General features: G+C 40.9%; 19 protein-coding genes. 4 read left to right on the forward strand and 15 right to left on the reverse strand.

The window, feature by feature from the left end; translation table 11 throughout:
- The first annotated feature begins 216 nt into the window (after positions 1-216).
- The 3 genes from H1R16_RS03155 (at position 217) to H1R16_RS03165 (ending at position 3,378) form a co-directional block, all read left to right on the forward strand.
- Positions 217-1,524: a DEAD/DEAH box helicase gene (locus H1R16_RS03155; RefSeq protein ID WP_181885696.1), complete on the forward strand. Its 1,308-nt coding sequence runs from the start codon at positions 217-219 to the stop codon at positions 1,522-1,524.
- A gap of 44 nt (positions 1,525-1,568) precedes the next feature.
- Positions 1,569-1,913, forward strand: coding sequence for a MerR family transcriptional regulator (locus tag H1R16_RS03160; RefSeq protein ID WP_181885695.1), 345 nt, complete (start codon positions 1,569-1,571; stop codon positions 1,911-1,913).
- 85 nt (positions 1,914-1,998) lie between these two features.
- Positions 1,999-3,378, forward strand: a complete 1,380-nt coding sequence (locus H1R16_RS03165) for a helix-hairpin-helix domain-containing protein (protein WP_181885694.1) — start codon at positions 1,999-2,001, stop codon at positions 3,376-3,378.
- Positions 3,379-3,398: 20 nt separating this feature from the next.
- Here H1R16_RS03165 and rluF read toward each other — a convergent pair whose 3' ends face one another.
- From rluF to H1R16_RS03190, 5 genes are all read right to left on the reverse strand, one after another.
- Positions 3,399-4,121 (reverse strand): 23S rRNA pseudouridine(2604) synthase RluF, encoded by a 723-nt coding sequence (rluF, locus tag H1R16_RS03170; RefSeq protein ID WP_181885693.1) that lies wholly within the window; start codon positions 4,119-4,121, stop codon positions 3,399-3,401.
- Positions 4,122-4,150: 29 nt separating this feature from the next.
- Positions 4,151-4,852, reverse strand: a complete 702-nt coding sequence (gene truB / locus H1R16_RS03175) for a tRNA pseudouridine(55) synthase TruB (RefSeq protein WP_181885692.1) — start codon at positions 4,850-4,852, stop codon at positions 4,151-4,153.
- Between the two features lie 397 nt (positions 4,853-5,249).
- Entirely contained in the window at positions 5,250-6,065 is an 816-nt protein-coding gene (locus H1R16_RS03180) for an undecaprenyl-diphosphate phosphatase (RefSeq protein WP_181885691.1), read from the reverse strand.
- A 30-nt stretch (positions 6,066-6,095) separates the two neighbouring features.
- Positions 6,096-6,392, reverse strand: coding sequence for a DUF3098 domain-containing protein (locus tag H1R16_RS03185; protein ID WP_181885690.1), 297 nt, complete (start codon positions 6,390-6,392; stop codon positions 6,096-6,098).
- A 1-nt stretch (position 6,393) separates the two neighbouring features.
- Positions 6,394-7,290: a cell division protein FtsX gene (locus H1R16_RS03190; RefSeq protein ID WP_181885689.1), complete on the reverse strand. Its 897-nt coding sequence runs from the start codon at positions 7,288-7,290 to the stop codon at positions 6,394-6,396.
- Between the two features lie 162 nt (positions 7,291-7,452).
- Here H1R16_RS03190 and rsmA point away from each other — a divergent pair, with 162 nt between their 5' ends.
- Complete coding sequence (gene rsmA / locus H1R16_RS03195; protein ID WP_181885688.1) at positions 7,453-8,223, forward strand: 16S rRNA (adenine(1518)-N(6)/adenine(1519)-N(6))-dimethyltransferase RsmA; 771 nt, start codon at positions 7,453-7,455, stop codon at positions 8,221-8,223.
- Between the two features lie 160 nt (positions 8,224-8,383).
- On the opposite strand, the gene H1R16_RS03200 is transcribed toward rsmA, so the two are convergent.
- The 10 genes from H1R16_RS03200 to H1R16_RS03245 form a co-directional block, all read right to left on the reverse strand.
- Positions 8,384-11,014: a choice-of-anchor L domain-containing protein gene (locus H1R16_RS03200; RefSeq protein ID WP_181885687.1), complete on the reverse strand. Its 2,631-nt coding sequence runs from the start codon at positions 11,012-11,014 to the stop codon at positions 8,384-8,386.
- A 134-nt stretch (positions 11,015-11,148) separates the two neighbouring features.
- Positions 11,149-11,688 (reverse strand): DUF1003 domain-containing protein, encoded by a 540-nt coding sequence (locus H1R16_RS03205; protein ID WP_181885686.1) that lies wholly within the window; start codon positions 11,686-11,688, stop codon positions 11,149-11,151.
- Between the two features lie 16 nt (positions 11,689-11,704).
- On the reverse strand, positions 11,705-12,469 hold the full coding sequence (locus H1R16_RS03210) for a TIGR02757 family protein (protein ID WP_181885685.1): 765 nt from the start codon (positions 12,467-12,469) through the stop codon (positions 11,705-11,707).
- Positions 12,470-12,538: 69 nt separating this feature from the next.
- Positions 12,539-14,104, reverse strand: a complete 1,566-nt coding sequence (locus H1R16_RS03215; RefSeq protein ID WP_181885684.1) for a glycoside hydrolase family 10 protein — start codon at positions 14,102-14,104, stop codon at positions 12,539-12,541.
- 277 nt (positions 14,105-14,381) lie between these two features.
- A complete protein-coding gene (locus H1R16_RS03220; RefSeq protein ID WP_181885683.1) occupies positions 14,382-15,488 on the reverse strand; it encodes a M23 family metallopeptidase in 1,107 nt (368 codons plus the stop codon).
- 95 nt (positions 15,489-15,583) lie between these two features.
- The gene (locus H1R16_RS03225; RefSeq protein WP_228451021.1) at positions 15,584-16,027 is read right to left on the reverse strand and encodes a 2-dehydro-3-deoxyphosphooctonate aldolase; all 444 of its coding nucleotides are present in this window, start codon (positions 16,025-16,027) and stop codon (positions 15,584-15,586) included.
- Positions 16,028-16,939: 912 nt separating this feature from the next.
- Positions 16,940-17,461, reverse strand: a complete 522-nt coding sequence (locus H1R16_RS03230) for a hypothetical protein (protein ID WP_181885682.1) — start codon at positions 17,459-17,461, stop codon at positions 16,940-16,942.
- Positions 17,462-17,731: 270 nt separating this feature from the next.
- Positions 17,732-18,292 carry a hypothetical protein gene (locus H1R16_RS03235; protein WP_181885681.1) on the reverse strand — a complete coding sequence of 187 codons (561 nt, stop codon included), beginning with the start codon at positions 18,290-18,292 and terminating at the stop codon, positions 17,732-17,734.
- A 192-nt stretch (positions 18,293-18,484) separates the two neighbouring features.
- Positions 18,485-18,901, reverse strand: a complete 417-nt coding sequence (locus tag H1R16_RS03240) for a lipocalin-like domain-containing protein (RefSeq protein ID WP_181885680.1) — start codon at positions 18,899-18,901, stop codon at positions 18,485-18,487.
- A gap of 213 nt (positions 18,902-19,114) precedes the next feature.
- A complete protein-coding gene (locus H1R16_RS03245; protein ID WP_181885679.1) occupies positions 19,115-20,614 on the reverse strand; it encodes a hypothetical protein in 1,500 nt (499 codons plus the stop codon).
- Positions 20,615-20,806: the final 192 nt, after the last annotated feature.

Consider the following 20,806-nt stretch of genomic DNA (forward strand, 5'->3'; position numbering starts at 1 on the left):
AACCATTGGCTTAATGTGCATGATGAAAAATACGGAAGATGTTAGTTGTTACTGTTTTAACTTTGCCAAAAGTCCGCACAAAAAGTTTTGCAAAAGTACAAAAATAAGCAGGATCTGCAATAACTTATTCTTTAATATGCGCTAAAATAAACGGTACACAAAAAGGAGTGTCTACAGGTGTACAGTTTACCGAAAGGATTGGATTATCTTTGCGACATGGATTTACAACCTATTTATACAAAACTCCAGATTTCTGACATGAACCAGATGCAGAAATCAACCTATACTGCGACCGAAAACGGCAACGACGTCATCCTGTTATCGCCCACCGGTTCCGGGAAAACCCTGGCTTTTCTTTTACCAATTTTAAGAGACCTGAACCCTTCCAAATCCGGCATTCAGGCGCTGATATTGGTTCCGGCCCGCGAACTTGCCCTGCAGATTGAGCAGGTGTTCAAATCCATAGGAAGCGATCATAAAGTCACCGTTTGCTATGGCGGACACGACAAAAAGATCGAAGTAAACAATCTTACCCAGGCACCGGCTGTCCTAATCGGGACCCCCGGCAGGATAACTTATCATATCCGAAATAACAATTTTGATCCTTCAACAATAAAAACAGTTGTACTGGACGAGTTCGACAAGTCTCTGGAACTCGGCTTCCAGGAAGATATGGAATACATTGTTCAGTCTATGTCTAATCTGTCACAACGAATACTGACTTCCGCCACAGCTATGGAGCAGATACCGTCTTTCACAGGTCTCAGTAAACCTAAGCAGATTAATTTCCTGAAGGTACACGAATCCAAACCTAATGTTCAGCTCCGAAAGGTGATGACCACCTCCGAGGAAAAACTGGATACCTTATTCCAGCTGATCTGTAAAATCGGAAATAAAAGAACCCTGATTTTCTGTAACCACCGGGATGCAGTAGACAGGATCTCGGAGCTTCTGCGTGAAAAAGGAATTTCGCGCGAGACCTTTCATGGCGGAATGGAACAGGACGAGCGTGAACGTGCGCTTCTGAAATTCCGTAATGACTCGGCCAGAATTCTGATTACGACTGACCTGGCTGCACGCGGCCTGGATATTCCGGAGGTTGAATCTATTGTGCATTATCAGTTACCTCCCAAAGAAGACGCTTTTGTACACCGTAACGGCCGTACCGCACGGATGAATGCCAAGGGTTTCTCCTACCTTATCATGACCGAAGATGAAAATTTTCCTTTTATAAAAAGTAACACACCCGAAGAAAATGTTTCCGAAAGCAACCGGGTACCCTCACCTACACCCTTTCAAACCATTTATATAAGTGCCGGAAAGAAGGACAAAGTAAATAAAGTGGATGTTGTGGGCTATCTGATTAAGAAAGGCGGTCTCGAAATGTCGGATATAGGAATCATTGAAGTAAAGGACACAACTTCGTATGTGGCAGTAGACAGGAAAAAGGTGAACGCGGTACTGAAGAAACTGCAGGATGAGAAGTTAAAAGGCAAAAAGGTCAAAATGGAAGTAGCATATTGATTTTAGCTGAATTTATTTATCTTTGAAAAAGACACATTTCTGTTATGAAGATTAACCTGCCGGACAAACTCTATTATTCCATTGGTGAGGTTGCACGTGCTTTTGATGTGAACACGTCCCTAATCCGTTATTGGGAACAGGAGTTTCCCATCCTCAGGCCAAAGAAAAACAAAAAAGGTAACCGTTATTTCACTCCGGAAGATCTCACAAATCTTAAGATCATCTATCATCTGGTTAAGGAGAAAGGCTATACTCTGGACGGCGCGCGTGTGGCACTGACCACTAACAGCAAGATTTCCGAAACAATATCGATCATTGACCGTCTTGAATTTGTGAAAGCTGAACTTCAAAAACTTAAAGAATCCCTATCCGATAAACCCGAGCAGTAAAAAGGTGTTTTTCCCGTAAAAAATAAGGTGTTTTCCCCTTGAAAATCAATTTAGAGCGCTGCTAATTTTACATAAAATTAGACAGATGAACTCTACCCTACAATTCACAATAGCCAGGAAGCACTTTATAATTATCTGCATTCTTGTATTGGCGGTTGTCGCAGCTTTAGCGGCATACCGAGGCAGTATACCTGCCGAAACAGAACGTCACGGCGTTCCTGAATTTGCAGAGGTTGAATCCGGTAAAAGCATTGTGCTTTCGGAATTCGACCCGAATGAGCTTGATGCAGGTCAGTGGATGGCGCTTGGTTTTTCGGAAAAGCAGGCTGCCACTATTCTTAAGTACAGACAGGTGGTTGGCGGCACCTTTACATCAAAGGAACAGTTTAAAAAATGCTACGCCGTTTCCGATAGCAGGTACGAAGAACTGGAACCTTATCTTTTGCTGCCGGAAAAAGGGACATCGGCCGTGAGAAATGCAGGCTTCTCTTATAAACCCGGGCGTTCCAACTTTTCATCCAAAAAGACGATTACAATACCAGGGAAATTTAATCCGGACACCTATAGCCAGCAGGACTGGGAAAAGCTTGGTTTCAGCGGAAAACAGGCTTCTGCAATTCTTAAATACCGCTCCTATCTGGGTGGAAGTTTCATAAGCAAAGAGAAGTTTAAAGAATGCTTTATTATAAGCGAAGAAAACTACGCCAGACTTGAACCTTATCTGATACTGCCGGAAAAGGGAACGGCTACAAATGCGGCTTCCGGAGGTCGAAACGGTTTCTCCCGTTCTGAAGCACGAAATACAGTGGCAACTAAAATATCGGAGTTCGATCCTAACCTGCTGGATATGCAGGGCTGGATAGGCTTGGGATTTTCCGAGAAACAGGCAAATGTAATCATGAACTACCGTCAACGGATACTGAAAGGCAGTTTTAAAACCAAGGAGGACATCCGAAACTGCTTTGTGATTTCGGAACAGAAATTTGCAGAACTGGAGCCTTTCATCCACCTTAATCCAGAAAATATAGGCAAACGGAACGGTTCTGCAGGCAACCAAGGTCAGATTTCAGGGCCTGCAACAGATTTCAGCAAAGTTGACATTAACGAAATAACCGCTGACCAGCTCATTGAGTTTGGTTTTGATGAAAGAGCCGCGCGAAACTACGTTTCCTTCCGTAAAAAGCTTGGAGGCTTTGCGGCGAAAAATCAGGTTTTTGAAAGTTATGACATCGACCGTGAACTTGCACAAAAATTAATTGATATATCACCACTGAACCTTTCAAAAGTGGAAAGGTACACTTTGGCCGAAGCGCCTGAAAGCTGGCTGAAGACACATCCCTATTTCAGATATTCAGCAGATAAAATCATTTATTACAGACTCAGCAATTCAGATGAAAAGAAAATCTGGAAACTGGTCAATGCGAAACCGGAATATTTGGCAAAAATGAAGCTGTACCTCAAATGAGCCACGGTGTAGAAGGAAGATTAGTCTATAGTTTTTGGCGAATCACTAAGAAGAGAGTTAAGTTCGGACAGCTCCGCTTCTGTGAGGTCCCTCCATTTTCCTACCGGCAGGTCCAGTTTGATGTTCATGATACGAATCCTTTTCAGTTTCTTTACTTCATATCCCAAATACTCGCACATACGGCGTATCTGCCTGTTGAGCCCCTGTGTAAGGACTATGCGGAAAGAGAGCGTATCAATCTGCTCCACTTCACATTTGTTTGTGACTGTGCCCAGGATGGGAATCCCGTTGCGCATTTTGTGCAGGAACTGCGGAGTTATAGGCTTGTCCACCCTTACTATATATTCTTTTCCGTGGTTATTACGTGCACGCAGGATTTTATTTACGATGTCACCGTCGGAAGTAAGCAGAATAAGACCTTCACTGGGTTTGTCCAGACGACCGATTGGGAAAATCCTTTTCGGATGGTTCAGAAAGTCAATGATATTGTCTTTCTCCCTTTTTGTATCGGTAGTACAAACAATTCCTACAGGTTTGTTTAAAGCAATATAAACATGATCTTCTTCAGTTTTGCGGATGGAAACTCCGTCAACAAGAATTTCGTCCTGGTCCGAGACTTTTGTTCCCATTTCCGGAACAGTGCCATTTACAGTGATTCGGCCCTGCTCAAGCATGCGGTCGGCCTCCCGACGCGAGCAGAAGCCAACTTCCGAAAGATATTTGTTGATGCGGGTCTTTTCCATGTTTGAGAAATCAGGAATTAATACTATAATTATGTATTTTCAGAAAAGCGGAAGTCGTTCTCCAGCATTTTTTCAGAGGCGTCCTTAACCGAATAATCCCCGATCTTCGTGCGGCGGAGGTTGGTAAGGTACGCCCCCACTCCAAGTTCCTGACCGATATCGTGCGCCAGGCTGCGGATGTAGGTTCCTTTTGAGCATCCAACTGTGAAGCGGACAAACGGCAGGTCTATCTCAATTCCGTTCAGATAATGAATGGTCGTTTTCCTTGCTTTCATTTCCACTTCCTGCCCCTTCCTTGCAAGATCGTAGGCGCGCTGACCCTCAATCTTTATGGCCGAAAAAACGGGTGGTTTCTGCTCAATCTCGCCTACAAATTTACCTAAAGTTTCGTTGATAATTTCTTCTGAGATATGTGAAAAGTCCTGAGGCAGTATTTCCGGCTTTTCGGTGTCGTAAGATTCGGTTTGAACGCCAATTTTGATCTCGGTGAGATATTCTTTAGGTGCATCCTGAATTTCCTGGATGTTCTTGGTGAATTTTCCTGTGCATACAATCAGCAGACCTGTGGCGCGCGGATCCAAAGTGCCGGCATGACCGATCTTGAACTTCTTCGGGAGTTTGAATTCGTTCTTAAGTTTGTACTTGAGTTTATTCACCGCCTGAAAACTCGTCCAGTCCAGCGGTTTGTCGAGTAAAATAACCTGTCCGGCAAGTAAATCTTCTGTGTTCATTTGTTTGCTCCTATCTCATTAATTTCGTCTGCTATACGATGATTATACCTCAACTTGTTTACAAAATAAAGATAAACAATCATACCTAACACTGACCATAAGACCTCAGGATGATATATATAGTGAGTCTCGTAAATGCTAATGCTATCCCATAGGGAAACAGGAATAAGCAAGCATATAAACAGATTTATCATACGAATCGTGTTCTTCTCCTTATGAAACACCATTACAGCAATCACAATGGATAAAACCATTAGTATAGCAAATGATATTATGGAATAATCCGTTCCATCCCGTAGTTTAGAAATAACACTTACTATAGAGAGAAATCCATAAAGTGTGAAGAATACAGCAGATATCCAATACACTATTTTGCTTCGAAAAAGCTTTCTGCTGATCACTGAAACTGTGTAAAATAAATCAGCAATACAATTCCCACAATGATGCGGTACCAGCCCCAGGGCTTGAAACCGTACTTCGTAAGGACACCAATAAAGAACTTAATGGCAATCACAGCCACTACAAAGGCAACTACATTCCCAACAAAAAAGCTCATCGTGTTTTCCGAACTCGCGAAAATCATTTCGTATCCTTTCTGGTCCACACCGTGGTGGTTCCACTTCTTAAGGAAAATAGAATAGGTGGTCACTGCCAGCATGGTGGGAACGGCCAGGAAGAATGAAAATTCGGCGGCTGCAACCCGGGTAAGTTTTTGCTGCATCCCTCCTATGATGGAAGCGGCACTGCGGCTTACACCCGGCATCATGGCCAAACACTGCCACAGACCAATGGTAAAGGCCTTCTTGTAAGTGATTTCCTTTTCGTCATGCACCGTATGGGTAGTAAAGAATTTATCAACGAAGAGAAGTACAATACCGCCCAGAATAAGCACGACCGCAATAGGTACTGGATCGCCCAGAACCGATTCAATCATATCATCAAAAAGATAACCTAAGACCAAAGCGGGAATTACGGCTACAGCAAGCTTCAGATAAAATTTTATGTTAGAGAAGTCAAGAAATTTCTTCCAGTAAAGAAACACGACCGCCAGAATAGCCCCAAACTGTATTGAAACCTGAAACATCTTTACAAACTCGTCTTCCTGAATACCGAAAAGTGAACTTGTAAAGATCATGTGAGCGGTAGATGATACAGGCAGGTACTCGGTAAGTCCTTCCACAATTGCAATTACAATTGCTCTGATTAAATCCATATAAAAATTGATTTTAGAAATTTGCAGGCATTACCTGTTCCGCTTCAGGATAGCGTATACCTGAACGGCAAATCCGGCAACCACCAGAAACGGCGCCAGACGAATCCTGCGGAAGGAAAAAATATCTTCATTCCAGCTGTTGGGATCAAATTTTCCGTCTACAGTATTGGCATCGGCACCCATCATCAGCAGAAATCCCAGGATTGTAAGTCCCAGACCTATGAACATCCATCTGTAGTTTTCCTTACCAAAGTAAAATGGACTTTGGGGTTTGTTTTCGGTCGTACCGAAAGAGTCAGCGGAGAATTTTGCTGTTTTCTTTGCCATTTTAAGTATAGTATAAATCGTCGATATTAGACCTCAGGAATCTCCAGGTTGCGAATATTGTGCTCAGTACAGTGATGAATATTCCGATAAGTGCAATTAATCCTACAAGCAGCACAAATTGGTTGGTATCCTGAACAAATGGTGTCTGGATTGTTGATGTAAAATAGTACCATACTCCGAACAGAGCCATGATTCCGAGGACAGCCCCTAAAACACCAAGTAATATAGCTTCCTTCACGAAAGGCATCAGGATAAACCTTCTTTTAGCGCCTACAAGCTGCATGGTCTTGATGATAAATCTCTTTGAAAATATTTTCAGCCTGATGGAATTATTGATCAGTACTATTGCAAGAATCAGAAAGAGAATGGAGAAAGCAAGAATCCATTTCAGAATTTTGTTCAGGTTTTCGTAAATCTGCTGTGATTCCGAATTGTTCTTCACATCCACGATACCAGGTACTGTGGAAATTTGCTTTATGGCGTCATTTACTTTAGCTGGATCCACATATTCCGGTTTTAACGCAATCTCTACAGAAGACGGAAAGATATGCGCATCAAAAAGTTTTTCGGTATCGATACCCAGACTGACCCTCGCTTCCCTGCTGGCTTGCATACGGCTGATGTAAGTTGCTTTCTTTACAGGTGCAAGTGCCTTAATCTTCTCCACAGCTTCCAGCTCCTGACTTGCGAGCTTCAGGGAATCCTTTGCGTCATAATCCTGGTCGAAATAAGCATTAACCACCAACTGCTCCTTGAGATAATCGGAGTATTTTTGAGCGTTTATCAGAATCAGACCGGAAAGTCCGACCAGAAAAAGCACCAGCGCAATACTTACAACCACAGTGATGTTACTAGACCTAAGCCTTCTTTTGTTAAAATCCTCCACTGTTCTCGCCATTCATCAAAATTTTTGGCTAAAATAGAAAAAAACTTCCGAAATTTGTCCGGCGATGCTGAAAAATGAGTGTTAAGAAAACACAAAATCAGCGAAGTAAGCATCCATTCATTAAAGTACAGCAGCCGCTTTAAGGTGCATACTTCCCAATAAAAATAAAACTACATGAGCGTACGGGCAAAAAAACACCTCGGACAACACTTCCTTACGGACGAAAACATTGCAAAAGACATAGTGAACGGTCTTACCGGTTCCGGTTATGAAACCATCGTGGAGGTAGGTCCAGGTATGGGTGTACTGACCAAGTACCTGCTGGAAACAGACCGCAAAATATTTCTTGCAGAAATTGACGAAGAATCCATCACTTACCTGAAGAAAAATTACGGCACTGTTGAAGACCAAACCTTCATAGGGGATTTCCTGAAAACCGATTTTGAGTTTTCGGGTCAACAGCAAACCGCCGTTATCGGCAATTTCCCGTATAACATATCATCTCAAATCCTGTTTAAGATCATAGACCATCATATGATCATTCCGGAAATGGTGGGAATGTTTCAGAAGGAAGTGGCGGAAAGGACGGCAGCTGTACCGAGGACCAAAAGCTACGGAATACTGTCGGTCCTTGTTCAGGCTTATTATGATGTTGAATATCTTTTCACCGTTCACGAGAACGTCTTCAACCCACCGCCGAAGGTGAAATCAGGCGTAATCCGACTCACACGCAATCTAAAGCCAGGTCTGGAGGGCAACGAACATCTCTTCAAACAGATCGTTAAAGCCGGCTTCAACCAAAGACGGAAAAAGCTGTCCAACTCGCTGAAAATACTGGAAATTCCGGAAGTTCTTCAGGATCATGAGTTCATGGATAAACGAGCTGAAGAACTTTCTATTGAAGACTTTATTTCGTTCGCAAGTCTTTGGAAAAGCCAGAAATAAATTATCCCGGTATATACTATTTTGAATTTAACGAGCTAAGGTATTAGGTAATAAATAAGTGCGGGACCCGGCGGCCTTCCCTTCCCGTCTTCTTTAACAAAAATAAAAAAAGGCTGTCTTCACTCATTGTGAGACAGCCTTCATTATAAAGTGATTTGATTTATTCCCTGTTTTTCAACATGATCCAGCCAGTTTTGTTAATTGGATTCTTGTTTGCAGGATCCTCATACTTAACCTGATACCAATAAGTAGAAGTTGGCAATGTCTTACTTTGGAATCTTCCTGTCCAGATAGCTGCATCTTTAGTCGCTCTCCAGATTTCTTTTCCGTAACGGTCGTATACTGAAGCTCCGAAGTCTTTGTAGCGGCTGATTCCGCTAAGATCCAGTACGTCATTCACACCATCTCCGTTTGGCGTAATCACATTTTGTATGTGAAGCGTAAAGAAAGGCAGTTCCCCTACGCAACTTGTATGTTTCACACGAACCTGAAGGTTAAGGGTAATGTTTGCAGCCACGTTAGTGAATACATTGGAATCCTGCCACGTAAATCCGTTGTCAATAGAATATTCAAGCGGTCCGTTACTAGGATTACTGGCCGTAAGGGTAAGTGTATTGGTCTGGAAATCTGCATTGATCACCTGTGGAATCTGTGCCTGCACCACCTGTGTTGAGAAGGTTGCTGTACATTCTCCATTACCGATAGTTACCGTATAGATCCCCATTTCATCTACTGTTACGGTTTGCGAATTTCCGATAACTATATCATCTTCATCCTTCCACTCGTAAGTATATGCCGGGCCTGCACCTGCATCCAGGATGATGCTGTCGCCCACACAAATCTGACCAGCTACAGGCTGCAGTGTTGTGGTTATAGCAGGAATTACTTCGATAGTTATTGTTGCAGGATTGGTAGACTGACATCCGTTTGCACCAACTGAATAAACCGTATAAGTTGTAGTCTGTGTGGGAGCCACGGTAATCACATTTAACGGTGAAGCATTGGTGTTCCATACGTAGGTGGCACCCCCCGTGGCAGTAAGCACTACAGGATAGCCTGCGCACACTTTCATGTCACTTGCCGATACAGTAACCGTAGGTGGGGTAAAGTTCTCCTGAACCGTTACCGTTCCTGTTGCAGAACATACAACATCTCCTGGCTGGTAAGCTTTTGTAATGGTCAATGTGTAATTTCCACCTGCAGCCACCACCGGTGTAAGTGTATTGGCGCCGGAGAAAATATATCCACCATTTGTTGCAACCCAACTGAATACGGAGCCTGCCGGATAGGTAGAACTGGTCGCAAGCAAGGTTACCTGCGGATTCGTACAGTTAATGGCTGGTGGCGGAGCGATATCCACGGTAATCTGTGGAGCCTTCACCAACTGAATTTCAGCTATTTTAGGACAGAATCCTGATTTCACCAAAGCATAAACTGTTACGTTACCAGGACTTGAAAAGGCTCCCGGATTTGCAATAACGTTCGCATTCTGAGCTTGAGCATCTGCCAGATCCTCATAAAAGGCGTACGTAACTCCAGGCGTACTGCTTATAGCGGTCGTAGTAAGATTCAGGTTGAAATTTACATTACCCGGTGCATAACACTGGGTAAAGGTAATATTGTTGACCACCGGAGAAGTTCCACCAAGGATAGTCACTGAAGCCTCGCCAGGACACTGATTTCCGGGAACAAAAACCTGGATCGAATAGACACCCGGTGCAGTTGCCACATATGTAGGATTGGTAGCCCCGGAAATGATATTACCGTTCAAAGACCACTGATATGTAGCTCCCGGTACCTGTACTGAAGCAGTAAGGGACTGGGGCGTGTTATCACACATTTCCACCTCTGCCGGTAAGGCAACGCCATTTGGGTTAAGAATCTGAACACCAATATCAAATGAGCCGGCCTCCAGGAATACAGCTGAATCATAGCCACTGTCCCTGGCATCGGCAATTACCATCTTAATATGGTAGGACTGACCCGGAATAACTGTTGCTGTTGCTTCCAGCGGTATGGTACGGCCGTAATAATTGGTTTGGTTAGGAGGCAGCGAGCCGAAGTACTGCGCATTAATCGGTCCGCATGAAAAGCTTGCAGGAACGATATTAGTGGCTGTTACCGGGCCGGCTCCTCCGGGAAGTACTGCAATATTTGTATAGGTTGCCCCCGGTGTATTTGGTTTCAGAAGTAAAGCAAATGCATCATCATAACCCAGACAGGGGAACCCGCCATCATATTCTTCTGAGGCAAAAATGTAGTTAAACTTCATTTGTGTGCTGGCTGGTACGAAATCAAATTCCAGAACTACAGCATTATGAAGTGCTGCTGATGGATTGGTTGCGGCTACCAAGTCCGGATCACTGTTTGTTCCTGTAACATCGCCAAGTGTGAAAGTTTCGGCAAGATTCCCGGCTTTACGTGCAAATCCTGTTGTCAGTACGATCCCTTCATCAAATGGAAACTGCGACGTTCCTTTATTGAAATAGCCCCAAAAACGATTATTATCCGTTACCGGCTGATTCGGCGAAATAGTCACGTTCGAAATATTGGGAGTCCCGCACGTAGGCGACGCGCCCACTAATACATCTGTTACGAGTTGAGCGGGGGTAAAGTTGGACTCTGGATAAGGGGCCACATTCACATCAATGAAATCCCCGGCTTTGGCTAATGGATTTATTTCTTTCATTGCCGGTGGCCGCGTTTTCTGACCAAACACTGAGGTAGTGGTCAGCAGGCTCAGCGCAATAAAAGAAATACTAAAGTAGTTTTTTAATCGATAATTAAGCATTTTGACAAGTTTTAAACAAATATAGTATATATTTTGATTATCGCCTGTCACAGCACCGTAAATTTTACAAAAAGCCGGCAATGCAGCTGATATGATACGGACAACATATTTATTATGCCCTGAATAAGGCTGTATTACTCGGTTTTAAGATTCTCAATCTGGTCTTCCAATTCTTTAATTTTGTCACGCAATGTTTTGATAGCTGTTTTATTTGTGGTTACATGGCTTTTCAGCATCACATTTTTAGCACGTTCAATGGGAGCTTCCTCATCTTCATCTTCCGCGATATCCTCAATGTCCTCCTGAATATCCTCAATATCATCACTGATCTCCTCGATGTCTTCGGAAATCTCTTCTATATCTTCCTGTATATCTTCAATATCTTCCTGAATCTCCATAACGTCATCCCTCAGCACTTCAATATGTTCGGAACTGCGGTTCACAGACATCTGGATGAAGATGGCAAGATAAATGGCTTCCAGTGAAAGTACAGTAGTCAGTACCAGCAGCATCTTATCGAAATCTACCAGATTAAAAATGGGGAGCATAAAAGCGGTAAGAAACAAAAGGGTATGAACGATAAGAGATGGTATGGACCCAATCCACCACATCACTGCGTTTGCGATTCCTTCCAATACAGTTATCTTCTCAGCGGCTCGTTCTGTTACTTTCATTGTTAAATTCCTTTTGTTAAAATTCACCGTTTACGCCCATCCCGAAAAGTGCAAAATCATAGCGGGCAGGATCGGCACTGTCCATTTTCCTCAACATTACATCCATTTCGGCTACGGTTTTCCAGTCATTCTGCTTACGGGAAATCAGTTTAAGCTGCCTGCCCATATTACCTGTGTGAACATCAAGCGGTATTGATAAAAACGCGGGTTTCAGGCGTGTCCACAGTCCAAAATCCACCTGCCGGCTGTCCTGCCTGACCATCCAGCGAAGGTACATCATAAGTCTCTTCGCCGAAGAATTTTTGTATGTAGAACTGACATGCTTGGCCGAGCGGTGACTGGTTATTCCAAGAAAATCGGTTCTGAAACGTTCCAGGCTGTGGTAAAAGTCAGTCTCGCCCTCCTGTAGCAGGAACAGGTCTTCCAACGTATCAGTTTGCTGGTAAATCCGCCCCAGGTTCCGGATAAAGTGACTAAGGTCTTCGCCGTTGAAAGTGCGGTGTATGCTTTTTTCCGTCAGCGGCAGCAGGTCTGCCTCTTTAAAATTCTTAACGAAATCATAGGGAGAACCATCCATAAAATCCAGAATCTTACCTGCCGACTTCAGTATAGATTTACGGTTGCCCCAGGAAATGGTAGCGGTTAGAAATCCAGAGATTTCTATATCCTGTTTTAAGGAGAAACGGTGCGGAATCTGAATAGGATCGTTTTCAATAAAATCCGGGTGATTATAAAGATCGGCCTTAAGGTCCAGGAAATCCTTCAGTTCAGTAAAATTCATACTTTGTTTACAGCGGACAAATAATCACCGCTTATCCTATATACAGATGAACTGCGCAAGTACTTGCTGTTAATCTATTGACTTTACTTCGTAAGCACTTTCGTTACCCAAACGGTCCACTGCACGGACTGTTACAGCCTGCAGCTTTTTACCTGCCTTATTTAGTGCCAAACTGCGGGACCGGTCTGCCAGGTCAAGAATCTCAGTTTCCCACTGGTCACCGTATCGGGTGTACAGTACCCAGCGTTTCACTTTCTGCATATCTTTTGCGGACCACTCGACCAGGGCTGTTGAGCCGCCGTTTGAATATTTAAGCAACGGTTTGTCCAGAATAGTTGTTTTAAGCCAGGGTGTACGCGGAACTAATGCCTTATCGTGGTAAGGACCATTTTTCAGAGCATTAACCATCTCTGGATTCTGCAGCAATCCGGCAACACTGTAATGGATTTCACCATCACTTTCCTTTAAAATATTCCTTGAAGTTTTAATCTGACCTACAATTTCCGCAGATTTATCAGACACCCCTTTTATTCCTACAGTATTAAGTCCGGGCCAGAGATGACGCTTACGGAGATTCTCGGAATCCCACCATTTAAGAAGCGAACTGAAACGCTGCGGTCCCTCTTCCTTCCAGTAAAGCTGTGGCGAAAAATAATCCACCCAACCTTCATTCAGCCAAAGTTTGGCATCAGCAAAAAGCTCATCATATTGGGAGGATCCGGTAATATCTGCAGGGAAACCCGGCTTCCAAATCCCGAATGGTGATATACCAAACTTCACATGGTTTTTTTCAACCTTAATTTCATCATAAATGCGTTTGATAAACTTGTTCACATTCCCGCGGCGCCAGTCGGCACGTGAGAGTGTTCCGCCTGAAGCCAGATAGGTATTCCAGGACTTATCATCCGGAAAATCTTTGCCACCGTTATATTCGCGGTAGGGGTAGAAATAGTCGTCAAAGTGAAGTCCGTCTATGTCATATCGTTTTACAATATCTTTTACCACATTGGAAACATGATCCTGTGTTTTGGGATTTGCCGGATCGAACCAATAGGTTCCGTTCCTAAGCTTAACAATTTCTGACGGCATTCTTTTCACCATTGATTCTGCGGTCACTGCACCACCTGTAGTATGAAAAGCACGGTAGGGATTAAGCCAGACGTGCAGCTCCATACCTCTTTTATGAGATTCGGTGATCCAGAATTCCAGCGGATCATAACCAGGTCCTTTACCGGTCTGTCCCGTAAGGAAGTAGGACCAGGGTTCGTAGGAACTATTGTAAAGCGCATCGGCAGACGGGCGCGCCTGAAAGATAACCGCATTAAAATTGAGGTCCTGCAAAAGATCCAGCAAGCGGATGGCCTCAGCCTTCTGCTGCTCAGAACTAAGGTTATTTCGTGTAGGCCAGTTGATGTTTGCTACCGTGGCAATCCACGCACCGCGAAACTCACGCTTAACTTCCGGTAAAACCACCGGCACAGGTACCGGCGCAGTAACTGTTTTTACAGGTGCATTTTTAACCGCACCGTTGGATCCAGCCCCTGATGTTGAACTTATATCAGTTTGCTGTGTGGCGCAGGAAACAACAGTTGCGACTGTAAGAAAAAGAGATAGTTTAAGATGGCGGACGTTCATCTGACAAAAATACTATTTAAAAAACGGTTAGTACCTGGCGTGGACATGGTGCAGAAATCTGTAAACAGTACATACTTACTGCAGCCGTTTATAGAGACGTACGGCAAATTTCACTAAAAAGAACAACAGAAACAGTCCAACGATGAAGAAAGCAGACTGAAAAAGGAATAAATCCCAGCTGAAATCAGTATCCATATTTATTTTGTTTAAGCTAATATATAAATTTTAAAATATTTGGTCCGTAACCAAAGAGTTATGATTATGATAGTCGGAATAATCATTTGATTCCGGAAGCGCTCACAAAACCCTCTGCTCCATTCTCCAACCGGATGTGAAACCATTTTCCGTTGCCTGCCAGAACCTTTGCTTCGGATAATTCGGCGGTTACAGATAAGATCTCATAATCAGTGTCTGGTCCCGACCGTATATTTGTGCCGGCTTTTACGACAGAGCCTGACGGGCGCGCTACCTCTGTTGCTTTAGGTGCGGTTCTCTGGCGGATAAAGGGAAAAGGATCTACAGCTCCTCCACTGCCGTAAATACCGAAATGCAAATGGGGCGCCCCACCTTCCGCATTGCCGGTACTGCCTACAAGGCCGAGGGTATCGCCCGCTTTTACCTGCCGGCCGTCTGCAGTAATAATGCTGTCCAGATGAGCATAATAATATGAATAGCCAAAAATACCGTCGCGCTGCCAGACCTGTTTGCCACCCAGGCCGGAGTTTCCTGTCCTGGTTATATATCCATCGGTTGCGGCCACAACCGGTGTTCCGCGTTTTGCGAATATATCTACACCTTCATGACTTCGGGCGCCGCTGTCGCGGTCGGCACCCCAAAAACTCCGGGCATCTTTATTACCCTTCCCGGCCACTGGAAAACCCAGTGATGGCTGTGTGTAAATACTGACCGTGAAATCACCCTGATGCACGATTTCTGGCTGAATAATTATCCTGTAAACGCCTGTACGTTCTATAACTTTGGTAAACTGACCGTTTTTCAGGAGTTCACTTTTCGGAGTTTCGGCCGAAGAATCCGCGCCGTACACATCAATAAAAAACTTAGTCTGGGGATTGTGACTTCTCAGCGTTATCCTTAAATCATCTCCCTGAGTTAGCGGCAGAGAATATCCATAGGCGTGCAGGTCATTATTAGCTGAAAATGCTGTAAAAGTAAAACCGTCTGAAATTTCAAGACTGTTTCCGGCTGCCCGGGTGTATTCTCCTTTCCACTTCGTCATTAAGCTGTCCGGGCCGGAAAACTGCCTTTCGTACTTTGTACGCGCAGAGGTATCAAAAACTTTACTCATCGATTCTTTCAGACCATCGCAGGAAGTGAAAGTCATCAGAATAATCAACAGAAAAATTGCGGGTTTCAGTCTGTACATGCTGGCTTTAAAGCAAAAATTCAGCCGCAGAGGGAATGGATTAAGGCGGAGTGAGACGACCCGAGGCTGCCGAACGGTGCGAAGCTGAAGGTTAGTTATTTGCTGATGTTTAATTTTTTGATTGTAAATCCTTTAGGAGCTTTAAGTGAACCATAGTCGTACATATTAATATATATTGATACAGTGTCGTTTGAACCTTTCCAAGCTAGTCGATAATTATCTAACATCACTTGTCCAAATCCTAATGGGTCATTTTTGCTTTTAATTGGACAGCAACTTCCTGATCTAAAATACACCACTTCTTCACCGTTTGGACCCGCCAGAGCATTCAAAAATCGACGTTCATTTAATGGACCTGATTGGTTATCAACTCCACCAACTTGAATTGGGTTTTTTTCCGAATATCCATACGTAGGGTCATCAGAAATTTCAAGTAATTCAAATGTCTGATGATCTATCAAGTTAGTTTTAACTATTTGTTTCGAAGTTGAGCACGAAAACAACACTAACAAAGATGTTAAGTAAATGTATCTATTCATATGTTTTTATATTATATGCTTTATCATTGTACAGTCTGTTTAAAATTCTGACTATGTTAAATTATGCTATTAATAATCTGCCAGGTGTGATTTAATATCTTTGGCGATCAAGACCAAATGTAGTGATTTGCTTCTGTATTCTTTTGGCTGTGACGATTTATCTTTTCTAATGCAGAAACAGACGTTACGGAGGTGATTGACGGGTTCAACATAGGCGGCGGAAAGCTCCCAAAGGTGAGCCTGTACGGAGCGAAACGAAAGCTTTGTTATTAGCAGTTCGGTTTTTATTTAATTATTTTTTCGTTTCCAATATTTCACGCATCACATTTTTGTTTTTTGGCATAAATATGAATTCAGAACCGAAATTCATTTTCGAGTTTAGTTGAACGTTAATTATTTTTCCGAGTCTACTTTGTTCCTCAATTTTGCGAATTTGTGTAACAGGAATTTCAATAATTTCATTTCGGTATTCAACTAAAATTTTTGCGTTTGCTTTATCGAGGAAAACATTTTTCTAAGGGAATAAAAATTTTCTAACCGTATATACAATTCCATTAATTACGAATAAAATTATTATTGCAGCAATCCATTTTTTTTCAACGATTGATGAATAAAGGAAAAATAAACCTAAAATTATTATCCAAATTGGAAGAATATATTGTCTTAAAAATGTAAATTTTGAATGTAATTGTATTTTCTCCATTTTAGGATGTTTTTTCTTTTGGTTACTATCGCTCGAAACTGACCACTAACGTTTTGCAGATTTGCGATGGGCGGCCTTTTCAGCACAAATGTTTATTCAGAGCACAAAACTTTCGGCTACCACAAAACTGTCTGCGGAGCACGAAACCTCGCCTATTGCAAATGTGCTGTTACCAGCTGCCTTTCTTTCTGTGTCGTGAAGTCTGCTCATTATTTCTTTGTCGGTTTAGTTGTCGAAACAAGTTTAAGTGAGTTGATATAGTCTGTGTCAAACTCAATTGTTCTAATGTCGCTAGTTCTTAATTTCATTTGCCCTTCCCATTTCCCTTTTGGGTTTAAGTCGTCCATTACAAGTTCTTTTTTGTCAATGGATTTTAGTTGTCCTAAATAACAAGCTGTTTCTGATTTTGTATAAACCTGAAAAACGCCAAAGTTGTCAGTTAAATATTTTAGAATTGTTTCAAGGTCGGTCAGCGGAATAATGTCTTTGTCCGTTGGTTGAAGTCCTTTTAAATTAATTACTTTTTCTCTCCATTTTTCGTCTGTGTCCCTGCGACAACCTTCAATGTTTTTGTGTCTGAAAATAATGTAGCCGTCAATTATGTAGTCGACAGGATTGTATTTCATTAAAGTCCAGTCGTCATTGTAGTCAACAACATAACCATAAATGGGTGTTATTCTGTCTGTGAATTTTACAGAAACTAATTGTCCGATATATTTTTTCTTCTTCACTAAGTTGTCGTTTGTCGTCCGTTAGGGTTGCTGGTAACGGAGCGCGGATTGGCGAAGTTTCCTCTGAAAGCTTGCTTTCGTGAGGGAATTTTGCTAATCCGCGCTCCGATGTGCAAAAGTTTTAGCGGAGCGAAGGATCTAACGGGCTTTATCAATTAATTATTATCTTTTTTAATGGAATTGATGATTGTTAATTCATTTGGCTCCGGCGAACCCTTCGATTTCGTGTCCTTCGGATAAGACGAAGCTTAGTTATTGTATGCAGTTTCTTTAGCGGATCCTCTTCACTTCCCAAGTTATTGAATCACTCAAAGTATCTTTTGGCTTTACTTCGAAATATTTAATCGTAGTTATTTTTTTGTTTTCTATTCTTTCCACTTCCACAAGTAAGGAAGTTTCTTCGTCACTAAAATAATGTCCAATTGAATCAATTTCACCTGTTTGTTTATTGTAAAACAACCAATCACTCACTGGACTTAAATTAGCGTTTTTATAATTATATAGAAGAGAGCCTTCACTTTCCTTTTTTCCATTTTCCGAATAATTTTTCACTCCAAAATAATTAGGTTCTTTCAAAAGTGTTGCTATTAATTTTTTCCTCAGATTTGGATAAAATTCTACAATTTTTGTAATTGTTTCTTTGTCAAATTCTGTGACGGTTAGAAGTTTATTGGTGTTTTTATCATAAACCTCCATTTTACTTTTTGAATTATTTTTGAAATATTTCTTCACATAAATTTTACCATTATTTGCAGACATTTCCTCCACTCTGTCAGTATCTTTTTTGCAGGCATAAACAGTGAAAAGAAAAATGATAATCAAATATTTCATTTAAGCGGGATTTTTGGAAAATTGCGGACAACGGTTGGGTATTTCTGTTGGCGGGAATATTACAACTGGGTTTATGTAAATATAACGAAATGAACAACTAGCGAAAATCTTTATAATGTAACTTCCACCCACGCTTATAGAAATACCAAGTAAGCAGAAGGTGTTTTGCCCAATTGTTAGTTCAATAATAAATTATCTTTCGAAAATTTTAATTCTGTAACCACTCCCAAAAGATGGAAAATACAACTCCAACTTTTTTTCTTTAATTATAAAATAATGAATAGGATAAATTCCTGGACATTCTATCCGAAATAATTTGTCAGGATTTCTATTTTTTTTAAAAGTGTATTTTCCTTTAGAAGCATATATTCCGCCTTCATTATATCCATTACATAAACTTAGATTTGAAGTGAAAGTACTATCTTTATTTAGAGTCAATAACCCATCACTTACGATTTTTGTTTCTTTCAATGATGACCTATTTGCATAAGGATTTTCAGAGTTTATTTCGGCAATTAATTTCCACGTTCCAACAGCATTATTTTTAATTGAAGTACAACTACTTAAAACAAACAGGATTGCAAGTGCGCTATAAAATTTTATAAACATGTTTCGTAAAATCTACTTTTAAGCGGAATTTTTAATACACTTTCTGGTAACGGAGCGCGGATTGGCGAAGTTTCCTCTGAAAGCTTGCTTTCCTGATGGAATTTTGCTAATCCGCGCTTCGATGTGCAAAAGTTGTAGCGCAGCGAAGGATCTAACGGGCTTTCATTGTGGGCTTTTCAAGCCCAACGAAAGCTTAGTTATTAGCCGTAGTTTTTAATCAACTTTAATTCTTAATAATCTAATATGGCCAATACCAGTTTGATTTGTTGAACGATCACCAAGAATTATAAATTCATTATTATTTATTTCAAATGCACGGTTTGCAATAAATGGATCAGTATTATATCCAATTCCGTCACTCCATTCCCAAATAAAATTTCCATTTTCATCAAATTTTGTTAAAGTAATTACATTGTACTGTGTGGCTATTTCATTCATTAGCGAGTATAAATTTTTTTGATTATCCGAGAAAAAATCCAAGCCTTGATATATAAAGTATTGTTTTGCAGGTAATTTATTTTGCCAAATTATATTACCATCAAAATCTGTTTTTAAAATCCAATGTTGTTTATCAGAATAACCACTATTGCCACCATAAAATCCATCAATGTAAAAGTGATTATTTTTAATAAAATAATTTTCAAAACCATCATCTCCACCATAATCACCATAATATTTTGACCAAAGCGTATTTGATGTTGAATTAGAAAAATCGAATTTTCTAATACAACCTTCAACTGTCCAAAGTGTATTCTGAGATGACTTATTTTGTGCGGATATTGAAACTACAGAGCCATCGTTCATGTATTTTCCATTGCTGACTCCTTGATTATTTGGATTTTGAATAATTGTTCTTTGAGAAAGAACGTTCCCATTATTATCAATAAATACTTCTTCAGAATTATGCCAATCTCCTGGTCCAGTAATAATCTTAATTACATTATTATGATATGAATAACCAAAGATTGTAGTACCTTGATATCCGTCAGCATCAATTAAAGGAAATTCTTTTTTCCATATTTCATCGCCGTTTATTGGATTAATTTTTGTAATTATTGTTGCTTTTTGATTTGATTTTCCTGTTATAACTGCAATATTATTATCTGATAAAAATTGAATTTTATGACCATTATGTTTTAGACTTACGCTAGGAGAATCTGAATCTTGAATTAACTTGCTCCATAATAAATTGCCGTTTAAATCGATTTTATGTAATACTATTTTTTTTGCCTGAGTGGGATATTGTTGAATTTGTCTGGTTATAATGTAGAGATAAGATTTGCTAGGATCTAATTCGCTATGCATTAGGTATATAAAATTTCCATTATCAGGATTTAATCCTAAATTTTTGTCAGTAGTAGTGGTAAACGTAAATTCCTTTGTATTTGATGTAATTGTGTTACTGTAACCCGAAGCATACCATCCTTTTATATAGTATTTCTTGTTAGCTATAAGATTGCTAACAGTTAAAGTTCCTTCATTACTTTGAATAGGAATTTTTACTTGATAATTTTGAATATCAAAATCTTCAGATTGACTGCAAATCAGGTATTTTTCTGAATTAATATTTTGAATATTGTAATTGATAGATATGCTGTTATTCGTTACATTATTTACTGTTATTTCAAACTTTGGTTTTGTAGATTCAATTTCTTCGTTTCTGCAAGAGAAAAATATGAAATTAAAAAAAAAAAGAAGTATAATATGTTTCATTACATAGTTTTTAATATTCTGACTTACGTTAATTTAGTATGTTGATTTATCACCAAATGCGATGTTAATATCTTTGTCAGTCAGACCAAATTTAGTGATTTGTTTCTGTATCATTTTCACTGCGGCCATTTTTCTTTTTTCCTTTCCCAAACACAGATATTATGGCAGCGGAGATAAGCGGGTCATTTAAAT

This window comes from Marnyiella aurantia (genome assembly GCF_014041915.1).
GTDB classification, from domain to species: Bacteria; Bacteroidota; Bacteroidia; order Flavobacteriales; family Weeksellaceae; genus Marnyiella; species Marnyiella aurantia.